Source organism: Pseudoxanthomonas daejeonensis (assembly GCF_010093205.1).
In the GTDB taxonomy this organism is placed as follows: Bacteria; Pseudomonadota; Gammaproteobacteria; order Xanthomonadales; family Xanthomonadaceae; genus Pseudoxanthomonas; species Pseudoxanthomonas daejeonensis.
This window is the reverse complement of the sequence record NZ_PDWN01000004.1, coordinates 204558-229580: the sequence shown is the minus strand read 5'-3', so window position 1 is coordinate 229580 and position 25023 is coordinate 204558. Positions and strand designations below refer to the sequence as shown.

36 protein-coding genes are annotated in these 25023 nt (G+C 60.0%); 4 read left to right on the top strand and 32 right to left on the bottom strand.

Annotated elements, in window-relative coordinates:
* Positions 1-158: 158 nt before the first annotated feature.
* The 25 genes from CSC65_RS05945 to CSC65_RS05825 form a co-directional block, all read right to left on the bottom strand.
* Positions 159-734 (bottom strand): ParA family protein, encoded by a 576-nt coding sequence (locus CSC65_RS05945; RefSeq protein WP_162409418.1) that lies wholly within the window; start codon positions 732-734, stop codon positions 159-161.
* Positions 734-892: a hypothetical protein gene (locus tag CSC65_RS05940; protein ID WP_162409416.1), complete on the bottom strand. Its 159-nt coding sequence runs from the start codon at positions 890-892 to the stop codon at positions 734-736. The genes CSC65_RS05945 and CSC65_RS05940 overlap by 1 nt, the downstream gene beginning before the upstream one ends.
* A 174-nt stretch (positions 893-1066) precedes the next feature.
* Entirely contained in the window at positions 1067-1660 is a 594-nt protein-coding gene (locus CSC65_RS05935; protein WP_162409414.1) for a hypothetical protein, read from the bottom strand.
* Positions 1653-1856: a hypothetical protein gene (locus tag CSC65_RS05930; protein ID WP_162409412.1), complete on the bottom strand. Its 204-nt coding sequence runs from the start codon at positions 1854-1856 to the stop codon at positions 1653-1655. Before CSC65_RS05930 ends, CSC65_RS05935 begins: the two co-directional genes overlap by 8 nt.
* A gap of 480 nt (positions 1857-2336) precedes the next feature.
* On the bottom strand, positions 2337-2795 hold the full coding sequence (locus tag CSC65_RS05925; RefSeq protein WP_162409410.1) for a DUF6573 family protein: 459 nt from the start codon (positions 2793-2795) through the stop codon (positions 2337-2339).
* Positions 2792-3049, bottom strand: coding sequence for a hypothetical protein (locus tag CSC65_RS05920; RefSeq protein ID WP_162409408.1), 258 nt, complete (start codon positions 3047-3049; stop codon positions 2792-2794). The genes CSC65_RS05925 and CSC65_RS05920 overlap by 4 nt, the downstream gene beginning before the upstream one ends.
* Positions 3049-3324 (bottom strand): hypothetical protein, encoded by a 276-nt coding sequence (locus tag CSC65_RS05915; protein ID WP_162409406.1) that lies wholly within the window; start codon positions 3322-3324, stop codon positions 3049-3051. Before CSC65_RS05915 ends, CSC65_RS05920 begins: the two co-directional genes overlap by 1 nt.
* A complete protein-coding gene (locus CSC65_RS05910) occupies positions 3321-3608 on the bottom strand; it encodes a hypothetical protein (RefSeq protein ID WP_162409404.1) in 288 nt (95 codons plus the stop codon). The genes CSC65_RS05915 and CSC65_RS05910 overlap by 4 nt, the downstream gene beginning before the upstream one ends.
* Complete coding sequence (locus CSC65_RS05905) at positions 3608-3829, bottom strand: hypothetical protein (protein ID WP_162409402.1); 222 nt, start codon at positions 3827-3829, stop codon at positions 3608-3610. Before CSC65_RS05905 ends, CSC65_RS05910 begins: the two co-directional genes overlap by 1 nt.
* Positions 3826-4149 (bottom strand): hypothetical protein, encoded by a 324-nt coding sequence (locus CSC65_RS05900; protein ID WP_162409400.1) that lies wholly within the window; start codon positions 4147-4149, stop codon positions 3826-3828. The genes CSC65_RS05905 and CSC65_RS05900 overlap by 4 nt, the downstream gene beginning before the upstream one ends.
* A 327-nt stretch (positions 4150-4476) precedes the next feature.
* Positions 4477-4998: a hypothetical protein gene (locus tag CSC65_RS05895; protein ID WP_162409398.1), complete on the bottom strand. Its 522-nt coding sequence runs from the start codon at positions 4996-4998 to the stop codon at positions 4477-4479.
* A gap of 107 nt (positions 4999-5105) precedes the next feature.
* Positions 5106-6131 (bottom strand): ArdC family protein, encoded by a 1026-nt coding sequence (locus CSC65_RS05890; protein ID WP_162409396.1) that lies wholly within the window; start codon positions 6129-6131, stop codon positions 5106-5108.
* On the bottom strand, positions 6128-6316 hold the full coding sequence (locus tag CSC65_RS05885; protein WP_162409394.1) for a hypothetical protein: 189 nt from the start codon (positions 6314-6316) through the stop codon (positions 6128-6130). Before CSC65_RS05885 ends, CSC65_RS05890 begins: the two co-directional genes overlap by 4 nt.
* Before the next feature lie 91 nt (positions 6317-6407).
* Positions 6408-7004 carry an ankyrin repeat domain-containing protein gene (locus CSC65_RS05880; protein ID WP_162409392.1) on the bottom strand — a complete coding sequence of 199 codons (597 nt, stop codon included), beginning with the start codon at positions 7002-7004 and terminating at the stop codon, positions 6408-6410.
* Positions 7005-7102: 98 nt separating this feature from the next.
* Positions 7103-9376 (bottom strand): YadA-like family protein, encoded by a 2274-nt coding sequence (locus tag CSC65_RS05875; protein WP_162409390.1) that lies wholly within the window; start codon positions 9374-9376, stop codon positions 7103-7105.
* Positions 9377-9484: 108 nt separating this feature from the next.
* Positions 9485-10366: an ArdC-like ssDNA-binding domain-containing protein gene (locus tag CSC65_RS05870; RefSeq protein ID WP_162409388.1), complete on the bottom strand. Its 882-nt coding sequence runs from the start codon at positions 10364-10366 to the stop codon at positions 9485-9487.
* Positions 10329-10568: a hypothetical protein gene (locus CSC65_RS05865; protein ID WP_162409386.1), complete on the bottom strand. Its 240-nt coding sequence runs from the start codon at positions 10566-10568 to the stop codon at positions 10329-10331. Before CSC65_RS05865 ends, CSC65_RS05870 begins: the two co-directional genes overlap by 38 nt.
* A gap of 71 nt (positions 10569-10639) precedes the next feature.
* Positions 10640-11122: a hypothetical protein gene (locus CSC65_RS05860; RefSeq protein WP_162409384.1), complete on the bottom strand. Its 483-nt coding sequence runs from the start codon at positions 11120-11122 to the stop codon at positions 10640-10642.
* A gap of 40 nt (positions 11123-11162) precedes the next feature.
* Positions 11163-13046, bottom strand: coding sequence for a DUF5906 domain-containing protein (locus CSC65_RS05855; RefSeq protein WP_162409382.1), 1884 nt, complete (start codon positions 13044-13046; stop codon positions 11163-11165).
* 82 nt (positions 13047-13128) lie between these two features.
* A complete protein-coding gene (locus tag CSC65_RS05850) occupies positions 13129-13323 on the bottom strand; it encodes a hypothetical protein (protein WP_162409380.1) in 195 nt (64 codons plus the stop codon).
* 474 nt (positions 13324-13797) lie between these two features.
* On the bottom strand, positions 13798-14265 hold the full coding sequence (locus CSC65_RS05845) for a hypothetical protein (protein WP_162409378.1): 468 nt from the start codon (positions 14263-14265) through the stop codon (positions 13798-13800).
* Positions 14262-14534: a hypothetical protein gene (locus tag CSC65_RS05840; RefSeq protein ID WP_162409376.1), complete on the bottom strand. Its 273-nt coding sequence runs from the start codon at positions 14532-14534 to the stop codon at positions 14262-14264. Before CSC65_RS05840 ends, CSC65_RS05845 begins: the two co-directional genes overlap by 4 nt.
* Positions 14527-14979: a hypothetical protein gene (locus CSC65_RS05835; RefSeq protein WP_162409374.1), complete on the bottom strand. Its 453-nt coding sequence runs from the start codon at positions 14977-14979 to the stop codon at positions 14527-14529. The genes CSC65_RS05840 and CSC65_RS05835 overlap by 8 nt, the downstream gene beginning before the upstream one ends.
* A 197-nt stretch (positions 14980-15176) precedes the next feature.
* Positions 15177-15902 carry a hypothetical protein gene (locus CSC65_RS05830; protein ID WP_162409372.1) on the bottom strand — a complete coding sequence of 242 codons (726 nt, stop codon included), beginning with the start codon at positions 15900-15902 and terminating at the stop codon, positions 15177-15179.
* A gap of 43 nt (positions 15903-15945) precedes the next feature.
* The gene (locus CSC65_RS05825; protein WP_162409370.1) at positions 15946-16368 is read right to left on the bottom strand and encodes a hypothetical protein; all 423 of its coding nucleotides are present in this window, start codon (positions 16366-16368) and stop codon (positions 15946-15948) included.
* Positions 16369-16525: 157 nt separating this feature from the next.
* Here CSC65_RS05825 and CSC65_RS05820 point away from each other — a divergent pair, with 157 nt between their 5' ends.
* The gene (locus tag CSC65_RS05820) at positions 16526-16975 is read left to right on the top strand and encodes a hypothetical protein (protein ID WP_162409368.1); all 450 of its coding nucleotides are present in this window, start codon (positions 16526-16528) and stop codon (positions 16973-16975) included.
* A gap of 279 nt (positions 16976-17254) precedes the next feature.
* On the opposite strand, the gene CSC65_RS05815 is transcribed toward CSC65_RS05820, so the two are convergent.
* The 7 genes from CSC65_RS05815 to CSC65_RS05785 form a co-directional block, all read right to left on the bottom strand.
* A complete protein-coding gene (locus CSC65_RS05815) occupies positions 17255-17443 on the bottom strand; it encodes a hypothetical protein (protein WP_162409366.1) in 189 nt (62 codons plus the stop codon).
* Positions 17443-17643: a hypothetical protein gene (locus CSC65_RS05810; protein WP_162409364.1), complete on the bottom strand. Its 201-nt coding sequence runs from the start codon at positions 17641-17643 to the stop codon at positions 17443-17445. The genes CSC65_RS05815 and CSC65_RS05810 overlap by 1 nt, the downstream gene beginning before the upstream one ends.
* 138 nt (positions 17644-17781) lie before the next feature.
* Positions 17782-18441, bottom strand: coding sequence for a hypothetical protein (locus CSC65_RS05805; protein ID WP_162409363.1), 660 nt, complete (start codon positions 18439-18441; stop codon positions 17782-17784).
* 58 nt (positions 18442-18499) lie between these two features.
* A complete protein-coding gene (locus CSC65_RS05800) occupies positions 18500-18775 on the bottom strand; it encodes a superinfection immunity protein (RefSeq protein ID WP_162409362.1) in 276 nt (91 codons plus the stop codon).
* A gap of 75 nt (positions 18776-18850) precedes the next feature.
* Positions 18851-20047 carry an ankyrin repeat domain-containing protein gene (locus CSC65_RS05795; RefSeq protein WP_162409360.1) on the bottom strand — a complete coding sequence of 399 codons (1197 nt, stop codon included), beginning with the start codon at positions 20045-20047 and terminating at the stop codon, positions 18851-18853.
* Positions 20044-20784, bottom strand: coding sequence for an ankyrin repeat domain-containing protein (locus CSC65_RS05790; protein ID WP_162409358.1), 741 nt, complete (start codon positions 20782-20784; stop codon positions 20044-20046). The genes CSC65_RS05795 and CSC65_RS05790 overlap by 4 nt, the downstream gene beginning before the upstream one ends.
* Complete coding sequence (locus tag CSC65_RS05785; RefSeq protein WP_162409356.1) at positions 20781-21377, bottom strand: hypothetical protein; 597 nt, start codon at positions 21375-21377, stop codon at positions 20781-20783. The genes CSC65_RS05790 and CSC65_RS05785 overlap by 4 nt, the downstream gene beginning before the upstream one ends.
* 43 nt (positions 21378-21420) lie before the next feature.
* Here CSC65_RS05785 and CSC65_RS05780 point away from each other — a divergent pair, with 43 nt between their 5' ends.
* From CSC65_RS05780 to CSC65_RS05770, 3 genes are all read left to right on the top strand, one after another.
* Positions 21421-22083 carry a fimbrial biogenesis chaperone gene (locus tag CSC65_RS05780; RefSeq protein WP_162409354.1) on the top strand — a complete coding sequence of 221 codons (663 nt, stop codon included), beginning with the start codon at positions 21421-21423 and terminating at the stop codon, positions 22081-22083.
* Between the two features lie 3 nt (positions 22084-22086).
* Entirely contained in the window at positions 22087-24312 is a 2226-nt protein-coding gene (locus CSC65_RS05775; protein ID WP_162409352.1) for a fimbria/pilus outer membrane usher protein, read from the top strand.
* Positions 24313-24399: 87 nt separating this feature from the next.
* On the top strand, positions 24400-24879 hold the full coding sequence (locus CSC65_RS05770; RefSeq protein ID WP_162409350.1) for a Csu type fimbrial protein: 480 nt from the start codon (positions 24400-24402) through the stop codon (positions 24877-24879).
* Positions 24880-25023 lie beyond the last annotated feature (144 nt).

The window sequence follows — 25023 nt, the reverse complement described above, 5'->3', positions numbered from 1 at the left end:
ATTCCGTTCGTAATGAACTACGCTGTCACGCCTTCGTGACACTTCAAGTCGTCCCATTGGGTTGCTTATGACTTGAACCTTACTCGGGTCTTTCCATACGACATGTCTGGCGCCATCATCCTCAACGATAGTAAAATTGCGAAACTCACGCGGCATATTCACTTCCCTCCCCCATCTACCGCCTGAGCCAGGCGTTCGATTTCTGACTGGGCCAGGCCCAGGTGTGGCAATCCACGCGCCGACGCGACGGTGAGCCCTTTCCCATAACAGTTGGCGTACAGCGCCCGATCGCGCAGGACTACGCCATCCTGGAAGTGTTTCAACAGATCCCGCTGTTCCTTGCGGTCGGTACGGACTCGCTGGGCCACCGGGATGACACGCAGTCCCAAGTCCTGGAAGTGTCGTAAGCCCCGCTTGTGGACCAGGTAGCTGGCCGCGTCCAGCAAGGTGGGCACGACGACAATGCGGCACGGCGCATAGGTGTCGGCCAATCCAGGCGGGTAATCGTGGATGTAGGTATCGAACCCGCTGACCATGGCAGTGGTGGGAACGAAAGGCAGTTCCACATTGGCATTGGTAGCGACCTTGCCGAAGATCAGGCAGGAACCCTGCGGGTCATGGTCGACCAGGCACACCCGCTCGCCGCGGACTGCGAAGTGCCCTGCCAACTGAAGGGCGATCAGCGTTTTGCCGACACCACCCTTGGGGGAGGCCACTGCGACGTGCCGGGCCATTACAGTCCCCAACGTTGCAAGGCCATCTCTGCACGGTCGTTCTGGTTGGCCATGGCCCGACTGGATAGCGATCCGATATCCACGGTGGCCGCCAAGCCCAGCAGGAGCGAGAGGAAGGTGTAGAGGTAGAGGTTGGCGTTGGAAGGTTTGGTTTTCATAGGTGTGGTGTGTTGGGGGATCTGCTATCAGGTGCTAGCTACAGCTAGCAGGTGCTATCAATCCATCGTCGGAGGCTTGTCGTGTTCGTCAAGTCCTGAGCTCCCGTTCTGGTTCGCTAAAGGGCAAAAGAAAAGCCGCCTTGCGGCGGCTTCTTTCATCTCTATTGAGCTGTGTCAGTCCTTGCGGCGGCGTTCCACAACACCCGCTCGAGACAGTGCGTTGGATACCACGCTCACGCTGGCACCCAGGAGCCTGGCAATTTCGCCATGCGACAGACCTGCATGACGCAGACGGATCGCCTCATCCAGGTCTAACCGTATAGTGGTGTTGGCCGTGGTGGCGCCGCTACGTTTCAAGGACTGGTAGACGGCACTGGTCGTGGGCAGACGCAATTGATCAGCGATCTGCCGGTAGGTCAGTCCCTTATTTCGTAGTCGCAAGATAGCTTGATCGTTCACGCCATTGCGTAGTCGTTGCTCTTCCCAGCGGGAGACGCCGGAACGACGCAGGATATCCCCCACGGATGTGTGGGCTTTCAAACCCAAGCGGTCAGCAATCTGCTGCTGGGTGAGGCCATTCCCGTTGAGCTTCAAGATGAGCTGGCGCCGAGCTTCTGATTTCTTCCGACGCTCGGTGGGGTCGTGAAACACCCCCTCTTCGTGGAGGATCTGGCGCACCCGCTCCTTAGACAAGCCAACTTGCGCGCCGATAGCGCGGTAGGACAGCTTTTCCTTGCGGAGACGCAAGATCTTCACGACATCAGCCATAGTACGTTTTCCGTTGGTGGTCTTTCAGGCGTTCGGCCTGCTTGGGCATATGGACACGCGCCAAATCAAACGCCAGTCCATCGACGTACACCCCTTTCTTGACCAAGGCATGCAAGGCTTTGATCTTGCCAGCGCGAATGGCCGCATGAAGTTCGCGGGTCTGGTCGGGGTTATGGTCGGGCTGGCGAATGAACATGACTGATCCTCGGCGGTGTGTCCTACCAAGGTAGATGACTTGTCGTGTGTGGCAAGGTTAGTAGCGCGGTCTGGTTCGCATTACCGCGACAGAAGCGCCCACTCACTCTGGACAACTTGGGGGTGGTCGCCTAGCCTGGGTCGGTCAAGGAAGGCAAAGTCTGATCAGTTGTGCTGGTGCGGCTTTGTCGAAGGACCTGCGGTAGAGATACTGACTAGCGGGGTCGCCACCGCCACGTCAGGTAGAGATGAATTCCTGCAATCAGGACATGAACGGCGAGAAGTGTAGTTTCGGTGGTCATAGGGGTTGTGTCCTTATGGCGTTTTGGGAGCCAGAGGCGAAGGTCGACGAAACCTTTCGCTCTCTGGCTTTCGTTTGTCCGATGTCGTCTGGACTACATCCACCCACAAATCAAAAAACCGCCCAAAGGCGGCTTGATATCGGGTGCTAGCTGGAGCTAGCTACAGCTAGCACCTGCTATCAGTCTTCGCCCGGGAGCATGAGGGTCAATACGGGCTCACCGTTGTCGCCGCCCGACACCACCAGGACGAAGGTTTCTTCCAGCGGCTTGACGACACTGCCCAGGGTGGGCACCAGCAGAACCTTGAACTCCACGATGTGGGACGGCTCCTTTCGTGCCGCTGCCTGTGCGGCCAAGCCGGCCATCATCATTACGTCGTGCAACCGGCCTTCGGTGGACTGGCCCGTACTGTCTTGCTTCCGGGCCTCGATGTCGTCACGCCACTCGATGGTGTGCCAGACAGCGCTCGTGCAGGCCATCGGGATCTTGAACCCATAGCGCGGCGCGATGGGGGTTAGATCGCAGAGCGTACCGTCCTCCAGCGCCTGGGCGCGGGTGTACACAGAAATGGGCTTGCCCCAGAACGCCTCCATTCGCTTCTGGTCCAGCAATACCACCTTGTCGTCTTTGTCATTCATGCGAATACCCAGGTCTGTGCGTCATCCGCGGTGTTTTCCAGCCAGGCCATGACCCGGCCCGGGACAGGCAGCAGGCGACCACTGTCGGTGTCCGTTTCGGCTGTTTCCAAAACGCGGTTGAGCGTGCCGCTGGCCGTTCCCAGTGGCGAATTGACCATCAACGGCGTGCCCTGACCGGGGTCGTCGGGGAAGACTTGCCGGCGATCGGCGACCAAGGTCCAGCCATCAGGGCCATGAAAGGTTTGTGTGTTCATCAGTGTTTCGTCTCGGTGGCGGTGCTGTGAGTCTGGAAGTAGTGGTTCAACCAGACCCGTGCAGCCTGATCTTCAGTTTCCCAGCCGATCTTGTCGGCCCAGAAATTGACGGGCCAATCCAGCCCGAATGGAACTTGCCGCGCGTACTGCTTGGCCAGGTTGCGAAGCTGCTCCATGTCTTCGATGGTCGATCCCGTGAAGGGCATGACCGACACGGCAGTGGGTGAAATGCGCCGGACATAGCCAGGATGGATGGAACCGGTACGCCGTTTCATGCAGGCACCTGCTTGGCTTCCTGCCGCTTGAACCATGCCAAGCCCAAATCTTCGATGGGCTCGCTTTGAACCTCAAAGTCCAGTGCGGGGCTGGTGCGTTTCATGCCATCGACCACTAGGTCATCGCCCCAGAAGCCATTGCCTTCCGGCTCCCAGATAGCCCCGTCGCCGTTGTCGCTGCGCACCTGCTGGATCGCGTCGGCAATGTTGTCCGCCTCAACCGTCATCCGTGCCGTGTGGGGCACGATCTTGTTTATGCGGATATCAAATGTGTAAGTCGCCATCAGTGGGCTTCCTTCTGCCAGAACCAAAAACTTTCGACGAACCGCTCCACCGTTTTGTTCTCGATAGGCCCGGACGCCAAGAGCGTTCCAGCCACCGATTCAATCCGCAGCCGGTTCTTCTTCTCGGTGATGGTCACGCCCAGGGTCTTGCCCTTGCGGACGATCCGTCCGTCCTCGGCCAGGTGCGCGTCATATGCACCCAGAGCGGTTTGCCAGCTCATCGAGTCGCCTCCGCCGGTGCATGGCTGTCCAGCCAAAGCTGGACCGTTGAGGGATTGAGGATCTGGCCAGCCATGAACTGGCGGGCGCCCCACTCTCCGAAGGTCTCGGCGACTTCGTAGGCCCAGCAGCCGGGAAACCCTTCAGCTCGGAAATGCGTCTCGTAGTGGGTGTCCAGCAAGTGCCCGAATGCCAGCACCTCCCCCACCAATTCCAGTTGACCGCCTTGGTAGTTGCCCGTCGTGGGGTCGCGGAATGCCGTATCCACGCCCATGCCAATGAAGGCCACGTCTAACGGATCTTTCATGCTCGCCTCTTTCATTGCTGGTTCCTGCCCGGGGACAAGCCCCCGCGATGTCCCTGGATGGCGACCGAACGCCGGCTGGCGGCGCGCTGTCAATGGAGGAAGAGAGGGAGCTGGCGCGGCCCGCAGGCGTAGCCGAGGACACGGGCGCCCGAACGACCATTGACAGGACAAGCGACGGCGGAAGGCACACGGCGATAAGCCGCTTACCGTGATGGGTCAGCGTAGAAATGAGAGGTGTTGTTGGGCCAGGGACCAAGCCCGACAGGGCCGATCAGCGATCGGTCGGTACGACGACGGGCGCGTTGGTTTCGACCAGGCCCCATGGGCACTGAAATGGCAACGTTATTTCGGACGGTCCATTACCGATTTCACCATTTCAATCGTCCCGATTTCTACTGTCGCTTTCATACAAGCTATCGTCGGGTTGAAAATCTTCGGACGAACGTTCGCTCCGCCGTTTCGTTTGATTTCGATCGAACGACGGATCCCGGCTGATATTCCAGTCTCGAACACATCTCCCTCTTTCAACATCATCCCTTTTCCATCAGGAAGCTGGATCGAGGTTTCATAGATCCCACGCTTATCCGTGGTCACCACTGCAATTTGCATCCCTGATTGATCGATCAACGCGATCCGCTTATCGGACACAGGACCGAAGCCTTCGCGCCAAAATGCGCCGCGGATCTGGCAAACGCGATCGTCCACCGACACCTCGGGCTGGCCCGCAAGACGATAGATATCTTGCCGGCTGGGCGACTCTGCAGCCTTGGACGATCCTGCAACCATCACCAACAGGAAGATAGTCACCACAGCAACCAATGGAAGGTTTTGTTGGAAGAATGAGGGAACGCGGTTGATGGACATGGTGGGCAATGGAGTGTGGGAACATCCATCATGTAGGCATTGTCGTTGCTGGCAAGTCGACCATGTCCATAGCTCGTTCCAATGCGCAGAACCATGAGTTCAATGTGTTAGAGGGAAATTCCCACCGACACCAATGCACCTCGCGCCAGCGAAACCGAAACCGCCTCCAGCGAAGGCAACCCCGCTCCGCCAACGGCGTGAGACGAGAGTTCGCCTACCGTGTCGGCTGCGACTTCTTGGGACTGCTCAACTTGCGGCAAGGGCTCGTATGCATATCGTTCCAGGCCCACGAAGTCGCAGATCTTCTCGGCCGCCGCGGCGGCCGTGTAGACGAACGAGGGATCTTCCTTGGCGATCTTCATCCAATGCGCGATATAGGCGGCATGCTGGGTGGGATCGTGGCCTATGCCCAGCTCCACTCCCAAGATGTGGCTGGCGGTTTCCGCCACCATTTCTTCGCGAGCGTAGCTCTCCGATCCGAACGGGCCTGATAGGTCTCGGTTCAATCGGCTTTCATGGCCGCTCCAGTGGGCTAGCTCATGGGTCAAGGCAGCGTAATAGTTTTGACTGTCGACGAAGCGCTCCGGATACGGCATACCGATCTTGTCGGCCTTGGGAGCGTAGTGCGGGCTATTCGATCCATGGACGACAACGGCGCCGCTGTCCTTGACCAGCTGTTCGCACCGCTCAATCCGTTGGTGAGGCGTGGACTCGGGCCGCTTGGGGGGTGGTGGTAACCCTTCCACCTGTTCGGCATTGAAGACGTTGAAGAAGAACGTGCGGGGCTTGTCCATCCAGGGCTGAACGATCGCAGCGCCATCGGCCTCCTGGCCGTTAGGGAACATCACATAGCGCAGTGGGATGGACTTCTCGCCTTTTCGCACCTGTGCGCCAACGGCAAGCGCTTGCTTGTAGGTCAGCCACCGGTTGTCCTCGAAGTGATTGACCATGCCGGCGATCCAGAGCATGACGCGGTTTCCGCCCCTGTAAGCTTTGCCGGTGGTGGGGTTGTAGGGCAGACCGTTGACGGTCGATGGATCGCCCGGTTTCAGGAACGGTAGGAAGGGCTTTCCCTCCTTCATCAAGTCGATGAGGACGTTCGCCTGCGCCTGGGCGAGGTCCGCGTACTTCATACGACGATGTCCACCACGTAGTCAGGGTCTTCCAGTGCCCGTCGCGCGTAGTGAAGCGCGGTCTGCTTGTCGTGCAGGTGATCGTCAGCGTCGCCGGCTTCGATCAAGAACCCGTCTTCTGTGCAAACAATGCGATAGCGGATAGCCGCTTCCAGGGCCTCGGACAGGGGAAGTGCGTCTTCCATGGAAATGGCTCGTGAGAGTGAGCCTTACAGGGTAGGAAGTGCGAGTGGTTCCGCGAGTCGTGGTTGAAACTTTTTCGTGATGGTTCGCAGATCACATCCTGCGCGTGATCTGTTCCACCACCAGGGGTGGGAGTTGCGCAAGCAATGCGCTACGTCGTTCAGAAGCTTTCAAGCGGTTGTGAATGAGTAGAAGGTGATCCACCGCTGCAGGTGACGGTGCCAGGGAGGCGTAGTCGGCAAATCCCAGGCCTTGTCGATCGGTCGCTTTCCAGTCCGCGCCCAGCGTCAACAGTTCTTCAATCATCGGCAGGCACGCGTGATCGACATTGAATATCAAGGGTGTGAGCCCGTCGATGTCCCGTTGCTCGAGTTCCGCCCCTGCGTCATACAGCGCGGTGGGGACACCTTCCATGGCGGCGAAGAAGAGCGGCGTGCGGGCGGACCGGTCGAACCAACGGACATCGGGGTCTGCTCCTGCGGCCAGGAGAAGTTGAACTGCGTCCAGCGACAGATCCGAGCGGTGGAGCAAAGAAGATCCATCGTTGCACAGGCTGTCTGGGTCAACGCCTTTGGCCAAGACATCGGCCAGATGTCGCGGGTTGCGACAAGCCTTCAACAGTGCAGTGAAATCCGGGAAGCGTGGACCAGTGCGTTCACGTACCAGGTCAAGCAAGGCGCGATGGGTCATGTGATTAGCATGGAGAGTTTGTCGCGCTTGGCAATAAAGAAGGCGGTGCCGAAGCACCGCCCTCCCCTTTGGGCCACACCTAACCCGCGGGAAACCTGTTAGCGGCCTCCAATCCGGAGACCGACGCCGATGACCGCCTTGTTGCCACCACCGAAGGCAGCACCCACCGCGATACTGGTGCGCTCACTCAAACGCTTGGACCAACCCACGGCCAACGCAGTTTGGCCACCCGAGAAGCCGACGCCAACGGTGATCCCGCCTTCGCCTGGCGTGGCAGCCATCATGCTCATTGCGCCCATTTGCGCACCCAAGCCATTGAGGCGCTTGTCCGTTTGCTCAAAGCGCCGGTCGACTTCGGTCCAGCGGTCGTTCCACTGTTCTTGCATGTCGTAGATCTGGCCACCATTGACCGCGTCCGTGGACCCACGCTCAACCCGACCCGGGGCCACAGACGTCACCCGCTGGTTGCCGCCGTCCACGCCATTGCGGGTCATGCTGGGACCACCTTCGATCGACACGCCCTCGTTGTTCACGGTCGTGGCACCGACAGTCAGTGAACCGTCCACGCCCAGGTCGACATCCTTGGACAGCGACACGGTTTGCGTACCGTCGCCGTTGTCTTCCACCTCGATGTTGCGACCGGCGACCGCGCGGGCCCCGTCACGCCCATCAACACCGTCTGCACCCTTCAATGAATTCAGCCATTCGGTTTCAGTGCCGGAGAACCCTTCATCGACGGCCACTTCATAGGCACTACGGCCATCGTCTCCTTGATCGCCCTTGTCGCCCTTGTCGCCTTTCTCGCCCTGGGCACCATCGACACCATCGACACCATCACGACCGTCCGCGCCCGCAGGACCTTCTGGACCTTCGGTGCCAGTGCCGGAACCTGTGCCGGGCTCACCCTGATCGCCCTTGTCGCCCTTGTCGCCTTTCTCGCCCTGGGCGCCATCTTGGCCATCAATACCGTCCTGGCCATCAGCACCGTGCAAGGAGTCCAGCCATTGCTGTTCGGTGCCCGAGAACCCGTTGTTCTGGGCGATCTCGTAAGCGGACAAACCGTTGGCGCCCGCGGCACCAGCAGGACCGGCTGGCCCTTGCGGACCGGTACCGCCACCACCGTTTTGTTCGAGGTTGTGAACGCGGCCGTCCAGGTCATCGAGTGCCCCACCGACGTTGTTGTAGGTCGCGCCTGAGCGGAAGTTGTAGGCGGGCGGAATGAAGTTGCCCATGGGGTCATAACCAGCACCACCACCCAGCGCCTGGGCGTTGGAACGCAACTGGCCCATGTTGGCCGCGTCGGTATCGTTCTGACCGGCGCGGACGTTGGTGACGCGACGCTCATCGCCATCAGCACCCACCGAGACGGTGCGGTCTTCATCGCATTCGGCGTCAGAGCCCAAGGCGACGCAGTTGTTGGCATTGGCCTTGGAACGCTGGCCGATTGCCACCGAACCATTGCTGGCTTGGCTGTTGTCGCCGATCGCGGTGGAATTGCCCGAAGCGCTGGCATTCCGGCCAATGGCCTGCGCGCCTTGAAGTGCATTCGAACCCACGCCGTAGGCCGTACCGCCGTTCTGCGCCCTGGCTCCAACGCCTGTGGCCGTACCGCCACCATCCACGTTGGCGCCGCTACCGATCGCCGTACCGGGTGCGGTGCCTTCCACACGTGTACCGTGGCCGATCGCCACCGAGTCCTGGCCGCGCGCCTTGGCGTCCGTACCGATGGCGGTGCTGTCGAATCCGGAGGCTTCCGAGTTCAAGCCAATGGCGTTCGCGCCATTCGACGTTGCCTGGGCATTGGTACCAATCGCGCTTGAGTCAATTCCATAAGCTGTTGCACCCGTACCCACCGCATTGCTGCGGGCACCGCCCGCTGTGGCATTGGTGCCGATTGCATTGGCGTCTTCATCGCTTGCTTCGGCGTCATTGCCGATCGCGTTGGCGCGCGTCGCGCGGGCGGCGGCACCTTCGCCCAGCGCGCTCGCATTGACGCCCGTGGCCTGAGCACCAGACCCGACGGCAGTGGCGCCATCCTGGGAGGCGTTGGAGTTCGCACCCACCGCAACAGAGCCATCGCCATCAGCCCGGGCCGACTCACCGTTAGCCACGCTGCTTTCGCCTGCAGCAATGGAGCCCGCACCTGTGGCGGTGCTGCGATTTCCCGTCGCCTGGGCGTTATGCCCATAGGCGGATGAGTATTCGCCAGGCGCATACGCACCGCTACCGCATGCGGTCGCACCTGTTCCGACGATCGGAGAATAGGCCCCATTACAAACGGTCGACTCGGTTGCGGGGTTATAGTTTTGCGCATACGCGCCGCCGGCCGACATCAGGCCAAGCAAGGCAAGTGAAAGAACGGACTTCTTCATGGGGACAACCAGGTGTGGAGTTGCCCTCCAAGTTATGAGGGTTGTCGCCTTTGGCAAGGGTCCAGACAGAACAAAGGGCGTGTTGCCCCGCCCTTTGCGTATCGGTCGTCAGAACGGGATGTCGTCCGCTTGCTCCTTACCCTTGGCTTTGATGGGCGCCTTGTCCTGGGCCTTGGCCTTCGTCCTTGACCGTCCCTTGGGCTCGCTCGCGGGCGCCACATCGGGCTGGACTTCCTTGCGCACCACCTTCTCGTAGACCATCGCTTCAATACCGATGGTTTTGAGGGCCTTCTGGGCGTCGTCGATCGCGGTTTCGACCTCGCGCCAGTTTGGCCGGCGATCCACGTACGGCTTCAACTGGACCGACAGTTCGGGATTGGCCTGGCGGGGCAAGCCAAGGCGTGCCTGCGCCGTCATGCTGGCCAGCTCACGACGCAGAATGGCTTGGGCCTGTTCTTCCGGGTCTGCGCTGTCGGGGAAACGCTCGGCCAGGACTTCCTGCAACCGGGCGTTGTACTGCTCGGGTGTCGGGGTCTTTTTGCGCGTAGGCAACAGTGCGTCGAGGCCTGCTTGCCGCGTGGCTTGCTGTTCCGCGGTGAGGGCTTGCAGCTTTTGGGGTTCCAGGCCTGCGATCTGGTCGCCATTGAAGACGGACAGCAGAATGGGTTCGTAAGGCTTGCCATCCTTGCCCCCGATCCACGACAGGATCTTGGTGGCCACTTCACCGCGGCGGACGGTACCACCGGCTGCCTTGGCCTGGTCGTAGGTCATCCAGCGCGGATCCTGGAAGCCCTGGGCTTTGGAAGCCATGGCCAGCTGGATGGCGTTGTCGCCCTGGAAGGGATAGCCGCTGGGGCCACGTGGCTCGCCACCGATCTGGGGGAGCGGGTGGTCGGGGTCTTGCCAGTAGAAGTGGACGGGGCTGGTGGTATTGCGCAGGTGCGAATAGAAATTACGCGCTTGGCGTTGGCGGTACTCGGGAAGATCCATGGGGCAGTTTCCTCATAAAGACTTTGTGCCCCCGCGCCACGCTTTCGTCCACCAGCAACATACAATCCCGAATGTTCGACAGGAACTTGCCCGTGGCCATGAAGTTGGTAGCCAGGGACAGGCGAAACCCATCGGTCTGCCGGGCGATCACAAAACGATCGGCCGCCAGGAGTGCTTCGGTATCAGTGAATTGTTCGGACATTGGCAAGACCTCTATGCTCTCCCCAGTGTGGGGAGGCCGCGCCATTCCGCCAGTCCGATTTCTGCGTACCGCTACTCAATCGGAGAGAACGTCGGTTCGCCATTCGCCAAGCGCTTCTGGCCGGCGGGCGAGTTCTCGTAGTCTTCCAGGACCTTGGGCTTGCGCCCCACTCCACCGGGCCGGATGGAACCATCGACCAGTCGTCGCACGCCGCCCCAGTAGAATTTCTTGCCTCCGGCCGTGCGGTAGTTGGGCTCGGCCTGCAGATATTCCTGTCCACGCAAGCGCAGGAAGGGGTGGGCTCGGAACATGCGGCGCAGGGCCTTCAACGTGGGCGCCGATAGGTGCGGTGCGACGGCTTCGTAATCGGCAATCAGCCCTAGCACCCGCGCTTCAACTTCATCGCGGGGCATGTCCCGCTGCCATGACCGGGGAGGCCGGCGTTCGTCCAATCCCTGGTGGGCTTGGGCCACCTGGGCAATGCGTTTGGTGATGGCGGGCGAGACCCGGGCGGTTTTTCGCCCGGTCTCGGTATCGCTGACCGAGTTGGCCATTTGTCGCTTCCGGCAAGGGGTTTGCCGGAGTATGTCATGGTCAGTGCTTGTACGTGGCCAGCTGGTTCAGTCGTTCCAGTTCAACCAACTCGGAGGGATTGAACTGTGGAATGCGATGTTCTTGGCGTTCAATCCTCGGCTGGCTGTCACCGAATGGATCGTCATCGCACACGAGGTTCTGTTGTTCCACCAGGAACGATCCGCGTGCCAAGGCCTCTTCCACCAGTATGTCCTTCTTGATCTGGGCAACTTGCGGCGGGGTAAGCGCCAGATTGTGAATCTGCTTGGGTCGGCTCTTGCCGTTGGGCCCATTGACCGTGCCCTTCAATTCATGGACACCAGCAGTCTTGAGTCCTGGGCGACGCCAGAAGCGGATCCAGAAGCTTTCTTCTTTGAGGACGTTGCCGCCATCGTCTTCCGTGAATCGCACGTAGGACTCGTAGACTTCCTTCTTGGAATGGAAGAAGCCGTAGTGGCCTTCCGCCGGAATGATTTCCAGTTCCTCGAACCACGCTTCCACGTTGTCGTTATTGCGGTGGATCTTGGTCATCAGGTCCTTGACCGGCTGCGGCAGGTTGCGGGTTTCTACCGGACCACCACGCTGCAGGTAGCGCTGCAAGCCCTCCACGATCCAACCCAACACCAGGTGAGACTCTTGCTTCAGGATCAATGCGTCCAGATTGCCGATATTGGACCCGCCGCGCAGGCGTGAGGACGATGACCACGGCACGGGGACAATTCGTCGACGCACACCGTCGGACTCGTCACGGATCAGCGGTGGCTGGTTGGTAGTGATGATCCAGTAGGCGCGTGGCCGGTAGGTGAAGTTCTTCTTGAACTTCGGGTTGATCGCCACGCAGTCGCCGGACACCATGGATTTGAATTCTTTCTCGCCCCAAATGCCCTTCTGCGCCACCTCGTCCACACGCACCAAAGAGGCGTCGACCAGATCTTCCAGGTGGTGGGGCTCACTCAATTTATGCAGGTCGAGCGTGGCGATTTTATGGTGGAAGGCCTCGATCAACTTGGACAGCGTGCCTTTGCCGGCACCCCCCTCACCAACCCACCAGCAAATGGTCTGGTGTGCGGCCACGTTAGGCAGAAATGACATGGCGCATTGTTCCTGGACCAGGGCGCGCAATTCGGGATCTGGCAATGAGGACGCGAGATAACGACCGAAAAGGCTGCTTGCGGGAATGGCAGGCGCCTTGAACTCTTGCCCGATGGCGACACCTGCTTTGGTCTTGACCTGGAACGTCAGGGCCAACGTTTTGTCCGGGTTCTCCAACCGCGCCCTGTCTTTCGTGATGTGGAGGTAGCCGTTTTCCAGCGGGATCACCACATGGCCCTCGTCCTGCTCGGGCGTGGGGAACGGATGGTGCTTGTACAGGTGCAGGCCCAACGACTTCCAGCAGTCGGTCGCCTTGCCCACGCCCACGGCGTCAGGGAACTTTTGGCGAAGCCAATCCATGGCTTCGGCTTGTCCCGCCATGTCGTATGTCAGTTCCCAAAAGGAGTTATTCCAGCGGCGCACCATGGAGGTCTCTTCCTTGGACTCGGCTGCGAACTCACCGAACTTGCCCGCAATAGCGTCATCAATGAACAAGGCCTGGAGGCTAGGTGATCCGGCCTTCCGACCCGTTGCCTGCGCCGCGGCTTGGGCGGCTGCGGGCAACTTGGCGATCTTGGCTTCGGCGCGCTTCCGCTTCTTGTCCTTGGCCTCCTGTTGCGATTGGAGGACGGAGACAGCGGCAATGACAGCCTGCTGCAACTCGTCGGGGTTCAAGGACGCCACGACCGTACGCGGCGGCACGATTGAACGCGGAGCCACGGGCTGCCGTTGGAATTTCGGATGACTGTCGATCCCCACCGGGTCGGACCCTTGACCGGCCGTCATTTCACTCATAATCTCGTTGTCAGACATAGCACGCCTCTGTGTTGTGTCGGGAGCCCTGGCAGGAACCCAAAAGTTTCGAATGACCCCGCTGCTTCAACAGCGGGGTTTTTTATGCTGCTTGCAGTCGCTGGGCCACATGCTGTTGAGCTACCTCACGCAGGTAGGTCCCGATCGTCATGTCCTGACGCTTGGCGAAAGCCTCAATCACTTTCCGATCAGACGGCAAAAGCCGGATCATGGTGGGGACCGTGCGCTCGTTCTTGGACAGTGGAGGACGACCACCTCGTGACTTCTTCATGCTCATGACGGGCTCTGTGGGATAGGTTCCATTGACCTTAAGGCGGCAAGCCGGGTCGTCAATAACCCGTTTACTAAACCTGCGATCTACCAAGCAAAATCGGCTTATCGCCCTGTCTTGACCCTTGTCGAATGTGGCAACCCAATGGGTACATCGTCTCCATCCGCCTCGTTCGCTCGAGTCCGGGGTCCGGGGTTGCATTTCGCGTTTTTTCAACCCCGGACTCGAGGAAAAGCCCTTGTTTAGAGCCTTAAGTCCGGGGTGTCCGGGGTTGAACCCCAAAAAATAAGCTCTGTGGGATTTGTTGTTCTTGTTTTTGCTTGTTTGTCTCGTTATGGTCCTGTAACCGCGCCCAACCCCGGACACCCCGGACAAACCGCTGATTACAAGCGTTTTTAGCGCGTCCGGGGTTGGTTTTAGGCCGATTTGAAACCCCGGACCCCGGACGCGATAACGCCAACATCTGCGTATTCGATCGCATTAGATCGCCCTCCGCTCGGTGAACGTGCCACCGGCCCAGGAACGCTTACGTTGTTTAGCGGCCAACTTGCCCAGGAGATCGCGTTCCAGCCAGGCCCAGGTCATCGGCAGAAAGGCGCGGTTCTCCTTGGCATAGCGTCTTGCCGTCCAACGGCCTGGCATGCGGAAGTCCGGATCCATGCCATCGTTCAGCAAGCGACAAGCCAGTTCATCGCTTCCACCACGACAAGCGTCGATCAGCCAGTCTGGGCCGAAGGGAAATACATACCCCACGGGAACAACTCCCCATTCCGCGTACACCAGCCAGTGGATGATGTGTTCCCAAGACTCGTTGCGTTGCCGCGCTTGAAGAGCGCTTTCCTTCTCGGCCTGCGCCATCACTTGTTCGATCCCTAACCGAACCTCCGATTTCATCTCGGAAGTCCATCCGCTGCTGTCGTATTGGCTGTAAAAGTCTTGGCACTTCATTTGTAATCCCTCATGCGTTGAAAGGTGTTGTGAACCGCGTTGCGCGTCCTGACTCTGGAACGCCAACCAAAGGCCGAGTCGACTCGGGTACGGAATGGCGTCACCCGATCATCCAGAATCAACATCCCCACCAAGTCATCGCCTTCGACGCGAAGGTGGCGAACATCGCCACCCTCGCATTCGGCCCAGATACGCACGTGCTGCTGTTGGGCGGTGGAGTGGAAACGATCGGGACCTTGGCGAGGGGCGAGATAGGAAGGCTTACTCATGGCCCACCTCCCCGAAGCTCGCTTCTGGGATCGTGTCGCTGCAGCCCCCACACCACGGACTGTTCAGCATTTCAAGCAATACCAGCGCGCTGCTTTCCCGATCCCAACGGACTTGGGCGTCGAAGGTGATATCGGTGGATCCGCAGGTGGGGCAGTAGTACGTCGCCCGCCCATTCAATGCTTGGGCGACACGCACGAACTCGCCGCGCAGGTTGGCGCGGACGTAGTGATCGGTGCCGCGGGGAATGCGCACGCTACTCATGCGGCCATCACGGGACACCTTGGCTACTGCATGTCCGCCATCGATTGAAAAACCATCTACCGACAGCCCGGCTTGCCCGGCCAGGAAATGGACAACACGCTGAACGTGTTCGGACAAGACAGGCGCCCCGGTCGCTTTCGCGCCAGGGGCCAGGGGAAGTGGTACGGGGTTGATACGGATCATCTTTCTCTCCATCGTTAGGGTGGAGAAAAGATGATCTTTTTACGAAATCGACCTGCGCTCGTATTCGAGGCGTTACGGGGAACCGTTCAGAAAACGATAACCCGCTGATTGGGCGATAATTTTTCCCACTGGCCGCGGGTTTCGTCCATTCGCTGCACAACCCGGTAGAAAACTAAAGCTCGGTTTCCGGACTTTACCTAAAGCTCGGTTTCCGGACTTTGAGCATGGGCGTCCCCATTTTGCAGCGCCAGTCTCGCTAGTTCGGCGTATTCCTGGGCAAAGATCTGCTGCTGTTCTTCCAAGGCGAGTTGGTGCATGCGACGCATGATCTTCACCCACATTCCCTGTTCTTCCCGATCGAACCAGGGTTGGCGCAGGGCGTCGGCGATCGTGAGGTATTCCAGGTCCAGGTCGTCGGGGTTGGGATATGCCCGATCCATCAGCCCAAGTGTTATGCCTTCCGCCCACCCAACGACTAACTTGGTGTATCCACGTATAGGCTTGCGGGTGTTCATAACCAGCCACGGATGTTGCTGCTCATATTCTTTCATCAGGCTTTGGCTGACCGGGTCATGCTTACCTTTCACCTGCGCGACCCGGGCTTCCACGCCAATGCGGTCGATCCAGGCGCGGTGCCACACTTCAATCTGATCGCGCCGCCCCTGTACGGCATTGTTTTTCCCGCGATACACGAAAGGATTGACCGGCACCTGCTCTTGTCGTCGGTCGAGGCCGTCCTTCTTCTTGATCTGTAACCAGAAGTCGGCCACTTGGGTGTACATCAACCCATCGGGTTTGACGTTCTTCGGGATCCACTCCCGCACTTTGGACGCCGGCATGAGCCGGTCGCGGATTCCCAGGCTGTCGATCGCCAAGAGCTTCCCATGGCTCCAGTAGTTGCTTTCTTCGGGCGCGTCATTCATGGCCCCAGCATAGCCAATACGGCCCAAGGGCCGCCATAGGCCCTCAGAAGAGGGCTAGCTGGGGAGGGGTCAGCCTGACTTGCTCGCCCAGGATCCAGAGGATCTGGGCCCGCACCCGGCCGATGTGGTTGCGGATGGCGTCCAGGGCCTGGAACAGGCCGTTCTCGGGGCCAGAGACTCGGTAAGCAATCCCGATGTCGTAGTTCGACAGTGCGTCGAGCCGGCGTGCGCGAAGGTCATCGTAGCGTTGGATATAGCGCCGCAACTCGTCTCCGTACTCGTCCAATGCACCCGGGATCTGCACGCGCCGCGTGTCTTCATTTTCGGAGAGGTCGGGCCACAGCAGCGAGTTGAGGTGGTGCCAGGGTTCGATGTCGTCGGCGGGACCGTAGTAGCCCGCGATTTGTTCCAGCAACACAGGGTTGGCGTTGGCCCGAAGGGTTGAAACGTCTTGCTCGAAGGTCATGGCTCGTCTCCTGGTTGGGAGACCCAAATGGCTCGGTCGTGCAAGGGCGGGCGCACTTTGTCGCAACGCAGTGGAGAAGCCGCAGGCTTGCGCCCGAACGCGACCGTGCCATGCCTGGGGTCGACGGCCGGGGGACCATGACGGGTAAGATCGGATCATGGCCCACCCTTCCGACAGTGCCGATCAACGCCTCGCCGAACGCGCCGTCCTGGTGGCGCTGGAAGCGTTGTGGGGCGCTTCGTTTGTGCCAGGCACGCGTTTGCCCGTGGATGTGGGCGTAGCGCCCGATGGGGTGGATCTGGACAGGCGTCTGGTGGTCGAGGTGTACGCCCGCGTGGGGAAGTTGAAACCTGCCCAGGCGCACAAGGTGCGGGCTGACCTGTTCAAGCTCGCGTACTTGCGAAAGCTCTTAGGCCCGGAGTGGCGTGTCGTGTTCTGCTTCGTCGACCAGGAGGCCGCGGCGTTCCTCATGGGCAAGTCCTGGGCTGCCCGTGCTGCCCAAGAATTTGGTGTCGAAATCGTGCTGCAGGAACTCCCTGCCACGTTGCGAGAGCAAGTGCTGGCTGCCCAACTTCGCCAGCGCATGACCAACGCCTCGGAGGGATAAGGCCGAAGGCAGAGCGGTCCAAAGGCCCAGGACTCAGGGTTGCGAAGCAACCCAGAAAGAATGAGTGCCACCCTTGTTCCGAAGAACGACCCGTTTCACGGCCGCACCTGAAAACACCATCCCTGGACCAGGGCCGTGGACGTGTCGTCCACGAGGTATTTCCGGTTAGCGGGACTTCCGATCTGTCCGTGTAGGTGGCAGGTACAGTGTCAACGATCGGGGTGGCACTGTCATCGGGCTTTTTCTGATTGTGGGGTCAGACTTTTCCCTATGGATGGGTCAGCCTTCGCGGCGGACCCAGGCGGCGAATTCTCGGAAGTCGGTGATGTAATCCTCGCCGTTGCTGATCAGGATCTTCTCCTGTGAGGCCAACTCACGCGCATTGCGCGCTTGGAAGACATCATCAAAGAGCCAGGTGGTGGGCTGGCGATCGCCAGGCCTTTGGACGGTGATAGTCAAGAGGGCCATTAGCAGGCCTCCCAGAGGGGGCCGGCGCCGTCCGACACGATGTCGTTGAGGTAAGTGTCGCGGTGTGCCACCACGTCCGTGGCCTGCTGGGCCGACAGGCCGTTTTGCTGGAAGTAGGCCAGCAGTTCTTCGTCGGTAGAATTCTCGTCGTTGGACAGGACGCCTTCGATCCAGCGGATGTCGTCTGCGTTGAGTTTCATGATCGTCTCCTTGGGGTGTGCGTACCCCAAGCACGGGCCACCACGGGCTGGCGCACCGTAGGGGGTAGCGAAGCGAACCAGCCGCCAGGCTTGCGCCAGATCGCGACCGTGCTGCCGTGGTCGCATGCCCCAAGGGGATCAGGCTGCTCGCAGTCCTGCGTTCAAGTCGGCGCCAAATTCGGCGAGCAATTTTAGAGCCTCGAAGTGCCCCAGCTTCAATGCTTCGGCCGTGTCCTGGTCTCGGACGCCGCACCGCTCGCACAAGCGCCGCAGGGTGGTGAGGTCGTGCCAACCCGGGCCGTTTCGTAAATTCCGCAGATACACCGTCAACGGCGACAGGCCATCGCGCGTGATCAGTGCAGGAACAAAGTCGAGTAATCGCGGGTGGCGCAGGAAAGCGTTGCTTATCCCGCTGCTTGACTGAGCCATTTCATGGAACAAGGTCCAACCCTGTTCGTTGGCGATCATGGGCAACGCGTTGTCCCTCGCCAGGTACAACAGGATCTCGTCATGGTAGGCCAACGAAAACACCGCCCACTGGTGATGATAGGTGGGCGTGGTCAGGTCGGCGCCGCGGTCGATCATGGCTTGGTATTGCGGATAGGACAGCCATCCCCAGGTCATTGCAGCACCGAAGGCCGTCAAGGTCACGCCTCGCGGTGTCTGGCCCAACGGGTCATTGGGATGGTTGCGGGGATCCGCCAGAAAGCGATCTATGGCCTCGGATGGCTGGATCCCCTTATGGCTCAAAGCTCCATGTCGCATGCAGGCATGCAGTGAACGAACAGATTGGCGCATGGCAATGCTCGGAAGGTGTGGCCCTCCAACATATCCGGGTTGTCGATGTTGGCAAGTCCTAGTGACGACGCCCCAGGATGGCCATGCCGAACGCCACCAGCCAGCCGATACCAGTCCAACCGGCAAGAAGATTGATCAGCGCGATGGACTGTGCGTTCCGCGTGTTCCGGTGGAACGACACCATCGTGGGCAGCCAATACCAGGCGATGTACCAGCAGACAACAAAGAGGCCGGCATTACCCGACAGGTCAGCCTGGCTCTTGCCTACAAACGCCGAAGCGATCCATGGGCCGATCAGGAAGAGGTAGTACAAGGAAAAGAGGATGTGCTTCATGGGGAATTGAACGGGTGAGGACAACGACCACCATCTGTGGATTGTCGTCCCCGTCAAGTCCGCATGTGCGAGCGATTACATGGAACGGCCACGCGAGCGGCGTGCGCGGACTTCGTCAGGGTCAGCCAGGTCGCTTTCGGGCGGACGAACGTCTTGGGCCAACTTGCCCAGTCGTCGTTGTCTGATCGTGGCCCGCACATCATCCGGCATTCGATACTGCCCAGACGCCCAGCGCTGCTCGTCGGCGGTCTGACCTTTATTGTTCTGGATCGCGGGATCGGCGCCAGCCGCCAGCAGGGCTTCGGCGATCCCGCAATTAAGTGCCTCAAAGAGTGGGGTTTCTCCGTCGCTCGTCCTGGCGTTGGGATTTGCCCCCTTCGCCAACAGGAGATCCACCATATCCCCATGATCTTTCCGGGTGGCCTCGTGAAGAGCGTTATTTCCGCGGTTGTCCACGGCATTGACTTGGGCGCGACGCGCCAGAAGCAGTTTGGCAATACGTGTGTCACCGCACTGCGCCGCTTGAGACAAGGCGGTGCCGTTGTTCTTGAAGTTCGGATCCGCCCCATGGTCCAGAAGGGTTTTCACCAATTGCGGCCGGGATTGCGAGCGACTGGTATCGTGCGTGACCAAGATTAGGGCGGATGTTTTGGGACGGACCATCTCGATCGGCGTATTGGGATCCATGCCGTTTTCCACCAATACGCCCAGGGCGTTGGGATCGCCCTTTCCGCTGGCAATACTTTTCGCGATCTGATTCCAAGCCAGCCACATAACGTTGGGTTTGTCCTTGAAATGGGAAATCCAACGCGCGACCGTGCTGGCCGTGCCCCGCTCGGCGCCAGTTAGGAACATCTTTTCGATTTCCGCGCTTGTCGGTTCCTTTTTTGGGGGTGCTTGGTAAGTACCCAGAAGCTTGGCGCGGTCATCGCCTCGCGCAACGCGAACGGACGTGTGCTTGGCTCTTCCAAATGTTTGTGTCCATTCGGTCGTCCGATCCAAAGTGGTGTCGGTCATTCCATCGAAAGCGCTGTCGCAATAGCGATCTGTAATCGCCTCGACCCGCTTCATCTGATCCTCATCCAGGATAAAAACGTCAATGGACTCCCCGTTCGCATAGCGTTCGGTGCGCACGCTCCCCACAACGCCCAACCGCTTCAATTCTGCCCGTAGGTTCTTGGCCCCCAAAGCCAGCCGGTCCAGGCCATGGGCCTTATCAGATCCAATGGCAATCAGGTGCGGATTGGCCGCAATAAGCTCTTCTCGTGTCACATCATCCTCCCACGCCCGCGGCGCGCCTGAATTTCATCGACATCGGCGAGAGAACCGACGCGCGCTTCGCTTGCGTCGAGATCGTCAGGCCTGCTCTGTTGGGCCACTTGTTGCAACTGAATCTGACGGTCATAGGCCTCAAACACCTTCTTGGCGTCCAACGTCCCGGGAAAGGGCAGGAACTTGGCGAACACTTGCCTGGGTGCCTCACCCTTCTGGTTCAGGGCTTCCATGTCTGCGCCATGGGCCAACAAGGCCTGTGCAACTTCGCCATTGCTGTGCCGCGCCGCATTATGGAGCGGCGTATTGCCACGCTCGTCTTGCGCGTGAATGTCCGCGCCCTGCCTTACCAACAGGTCCACCAACTCCTTGCGATTGGTTGGTGCGTGCGCCACCCAATGGAGTGGCGTGTAGCCGTCACTTTCAACCGACCGTGCGTCAGCCCCAGCCGCCAACAGTGAGCGACAGTTATCCAGGTTGCCCATCATGACAGCGTGGTGGATAAGTTGGCCACCATCCTTGGTCCTAGCGTTTACGTCGGCGCCGCGGGCGATTAGCAGATCCACACTGCCGGGCGGGCCATGGACTACAGCAATAGCAAGGACGGGGCGTCCCAGCCGATCAAGCGCAGTCAACTTGGCACCTTGCTCCAATGCCCATTCCACGTCTTCAAGATCGCCACCCTGGAGGGCGTCGGTCAACGCTTTGTTGCACTGCTTCTGCTGGCGTTCGTTCACATGCACCTCCCGCGCCCGCGGCGCGCCTGGACTTCATCGACATCCGCTAGATCCGAGCCGCGCCCTGACACCTGGGCCAAGTCATGCCGGCGTACGGTGCTTGCCATCTGCTGGAACACCGCTTCGCTCCCCTGCTCTGCCTGGACCTGAGCATACGCCCGGGCTTGCTCGGGGTCTTCCTGGCCCACGCGCTTGATCGCGGCCTCGGTGATCTTGGATCCATCAGCCCGGCCGTGGATATCGGCCTTCAGGTAGAACCGGTTGTCCTGCCCGCGATGGAAGAGCCGATCCATCATGCGTTCGGTGGGCTGTTGGAAGGCGTCATCGGACGCCAGGTTGCGCGCCCCCGCCTCGTTGAACTGACGTGCAAGGTGGGGCATGACCCCGGCTTCATCAAACCGGCGCAGGACTTCGTGTTCGCCCAGCACGACGTAGTTGCCCTTGAACGGGTCCACGTCGGTCAGCTTGCGCAAGGTGTCGATTGATACGGTCATCAGGGCTCCTATCCCCTCCATGATGTCTTGATTGTCGGCAATGGCAAGGGGGCTTTTTCTTCTTGCGTGCGCCTTCGCAATCGTGGACTTGCCAAACACGACAATCCTGCTTGCATGTGGAACCTCTCCCGTTCCCATGCCCATGAAACCCTTTTTTGTTGTTCTGCTGCTGAGTCTCGCTATACCGGCTGCCGCCATGACGGTCTCCCCTTTGGCCCAGAGCCTGGATCAAAACACCACGACGGGTTCGGTGCGGATCCAGAATGACGGCAAGGGCGAAAAGCGATACCAGATCCTGGTCGACAGGTACACGGTGGACGCTGAAGGCCGGCGGGTCATGGTGCCAGCCACCGATCTTGTCTTCTTCCCCTCGACCGTCATCACGCTCGGCCCCGGAAAGATCCAGACCCTGCGTTGGAAAAGGCCCCTATCCGCCGATGGCCGCGAGGTGGCTTATCAGGTCGAAATTCGAGAAGAGCCGCTCGACAAACTAGACGCTGTCACTAGCCCGCAAGGCTTCCTGGTCACGCTTCGTCCCCGCATGCTGTTGCCGTGGGTCTTTACACCCGCTGGCGCCAAGCCCGCCCTTTCAGCTCATCACGAGACCGTTCAATCGGTTCAATACCTGACGTTCATCAATCGCGGCACGGCCACCGCCCCCCTTCAGAAGATTTCCTATGGGGCTAACCCCATTGGCCCGCAGTTTGTATTGCCCGGTGAACACCTACGGGTGAAGGTGTCCACGCGGTCCGCGGAAGTGAAATTTGAGCTACGGGGTGCGGCGCAATCTCTGGCCGTGGAGTGAGTCATGCGTCGCTCCCTCTTGGCATTGGCCTTGTTGCTGGCTCTTCCCGCGTATGCCGAAGACACCTTGGTGTTGGTCGTCGTCGATGGCAAACAGATCAGTGACGAGCCGCGAATGCTCGATCCGGACACCGTGTCTTTCACGGTCGAGGAATGGACCCAGTGGGGGGTGCAGGTTCCCAAGGCACTGCGCAAGCACGCCACGTTGACGCCCCAGGCGCTGGGCGTGGAAATGGAATACGACCCAACCGCTGCAGAAGTCAGGTTGCGCATTCCGACACGTCTTCGCCCGGGCAAGACAGTGGGCTATGTCCGCACCCTGCCCGATAAGGTCTCCCCTGCTCCTAAAGGGGTCATGGTGGACTACGACGTGGCCGCTGCTATCCAAGGCGATAAACACCGCGTCTCCGTTGGCCATGTGGTCCGCACCCATGTGGCAGGAGGCGTGCTAACCACGACCGGCCAGGCCAACTGGGTCGATGGCAAAGGGGAGTACATCCGTGGAACCACCACGTGGCGTCGCGACAATCTGGAGCGAGGTACCACGCTTCAAGTGGGCGATGTGTCCATGCCCAGCAATGGCTTGAACAACCCCACCCTATTGGGTGGTGTCAGGATCGGGACCGATCGGTACCTCACGCGGTCCGGGGCGGGTTATGACATCCCATTGATTGGTGGGCTCGCCGACACTCGCTCCACGGCAGAAGTGTTGGTCAACGAACACCAACGGGCGACCGGTCAGATTGATCCAGGCCCGTTTGAAGTGGCGCCCACCATCGCGGTACCTGGCTTGAACAACGTCGACGTGGTCCAACGGGACGCGTTTGGTCGCGAACAAACGTTTTCGCGATCGTTCTATGCCCATCCGGATCTGCTGCGCAAAGGCAACTGGGAATGGGACATCACTGCCGGTGCCGTGCGGACCAATCCGCAAGCCGACCGGTACGAGGGCTTCGCCGTCCAGGGCTTGGCTCGCTACGGACTCACCGATCGTTGGACGCTCGGTGCGACCGTACAGCACGGGCATGTGGGCAATGAAGGTGGCCAAAATGTCACCCTCCACAACACGGTCTCGCTCGGACGCGGCGGCGTGATCCAGGCCGACGTATCAGCAAGCCAACGCGCCGATGGCGCCAAGGGCACGGCCTATCGAGTGGGCTATGAGCGCAGGAGCGAGAACTGGTCGCTCATGGCCTCGCACACGGCAAAGAGCCAGGATTACTGGGAGATTTCCGACCTCCAGAACTCCCCTTTCAAAATCCGCTCGCAGACCTCTGCTGCGCTGGCCTTCGCGCCCCGCGATCAGCCCTGGCGAGCGACGTTGTCGTACACCGACCTTCAGTACAACGACGATCGGCGGTTGCAACAACTATCCGCCGCGGGCTCTTATACGCGCGGGCGTGCCACCTGGATGGGAGGGGTGACCCATGATCTCCAAACTGGTGACAACCAGGCCTTCGTTGGCGTCCAGGTTCGCTTGGATAAAGGCACTGCCGTGGTCTCGGCGCGTGCAGCGCCGAATGTCGGTACCTCACTGGACGCGAGCTACAGCGGAACAACGGAATTGCGCGGTCGGGATGTGCGCTATCAAGTGGGCGGCACGTGGTCCGACAACTCCCAAATTCAAGGCCGTCTCGACACCGAGTTAGCAGGTGGCGATCTGACGCTGGAAGCTCGAAAGGCCCAGGGCCAACCCCTTCTGGTCAACGGCCGCTATGCCAATAGCGTGTGGATCGGAGAAGGCGGCGTCATCAACGGCCGCGGGTACAACCCCTACAGCTCCTTTGCGTTGGTGGAAGTACCCGGTCAGGCCGGCGTTGACATCCAGGGCAGTGGAGCACCTGTAACGACGAACGAAAAGGGCTATGCCCTGGTGACGGGAATGCTGGGTTTGAGCCCCACGAACATCCAGTTGGACGCTGAACACGTGCCACTTGACCAGCAGCTGGAAGACATCCAGCAAGTAGCGACACCGCCCCGACAAGGTGGCGCCAAGGTGGTGTTCCCGGTGGTCAAGCAAACGGCCCGTCAGTGGACGGTGCGCCTGGGTGAAGGCTATGCCCCAGAGCGTGCCCGCGTCGTGTCTGACACGGGTGAGACGTTCTTGCTAGGCGCGCGTGGTGTGCTGGTGCTCGAGCAACCCGCCAAAAAAGCCACGCTGGAATTCGCCAACGATAAATGCGAACTGATACTGCCATCGGAAGGAGGTGAAATCGTCTGCACGCCTTGACGAAGGCGACAAACCTGCTTGACTCATATTGATCGACTGTTGAAGCACAGATCGTGATCCCTCCCCCTCTAATACAGGATTTATCCCATGAAGAAACTCCGCCTTGTACTCGCCCTGTTGGCCACCGTTGCGTCGCCTTACGCCTTTGCCCAGTCCACCGGCACCGGCCAGGTCGCCGCAAACGTACCCAACTCCTGCGAAATCGTCTCCATCGACTCCAGCACCGCCAACTTCGGCATGAACGTCGCTTCGACTATGACCAGCGGCCAGATTCAAGTCCTCTGCAACTTCAATACGGGTTACAGCTTGACCGCGGACACCGTCGACCAGTCCGGTCGCTTTGAAATCGCCCAGATTTCTGGCAATGGCGGCCAACCAATGGTCGTGGAATTGAAAGACGGTGTTACGGGTTCTGCCTGGACGCCTGGCTACCTCGTCGGCGGTGAAGGCACCGGTACGTTTGCGTATCACCCCTTCCAACTGGAGTTCAACGCGGGCAGCGGCTTGCTGCCTGCCTACGGCTCTTACGCTGGGAGCTTCGACATCACGCTGCACCCGACGCTGTAATTTCGCTTGATATCGTGAACGTGAAAAATCCCCTGTCGCTGGCAGGGGATTTTTTGTGGCGATACGCAAGACGAGCATTCGATAGTGGACAACCCAGACAACCCGCACATGATGGAGAGACACACCAATCTCAGCACACCATGA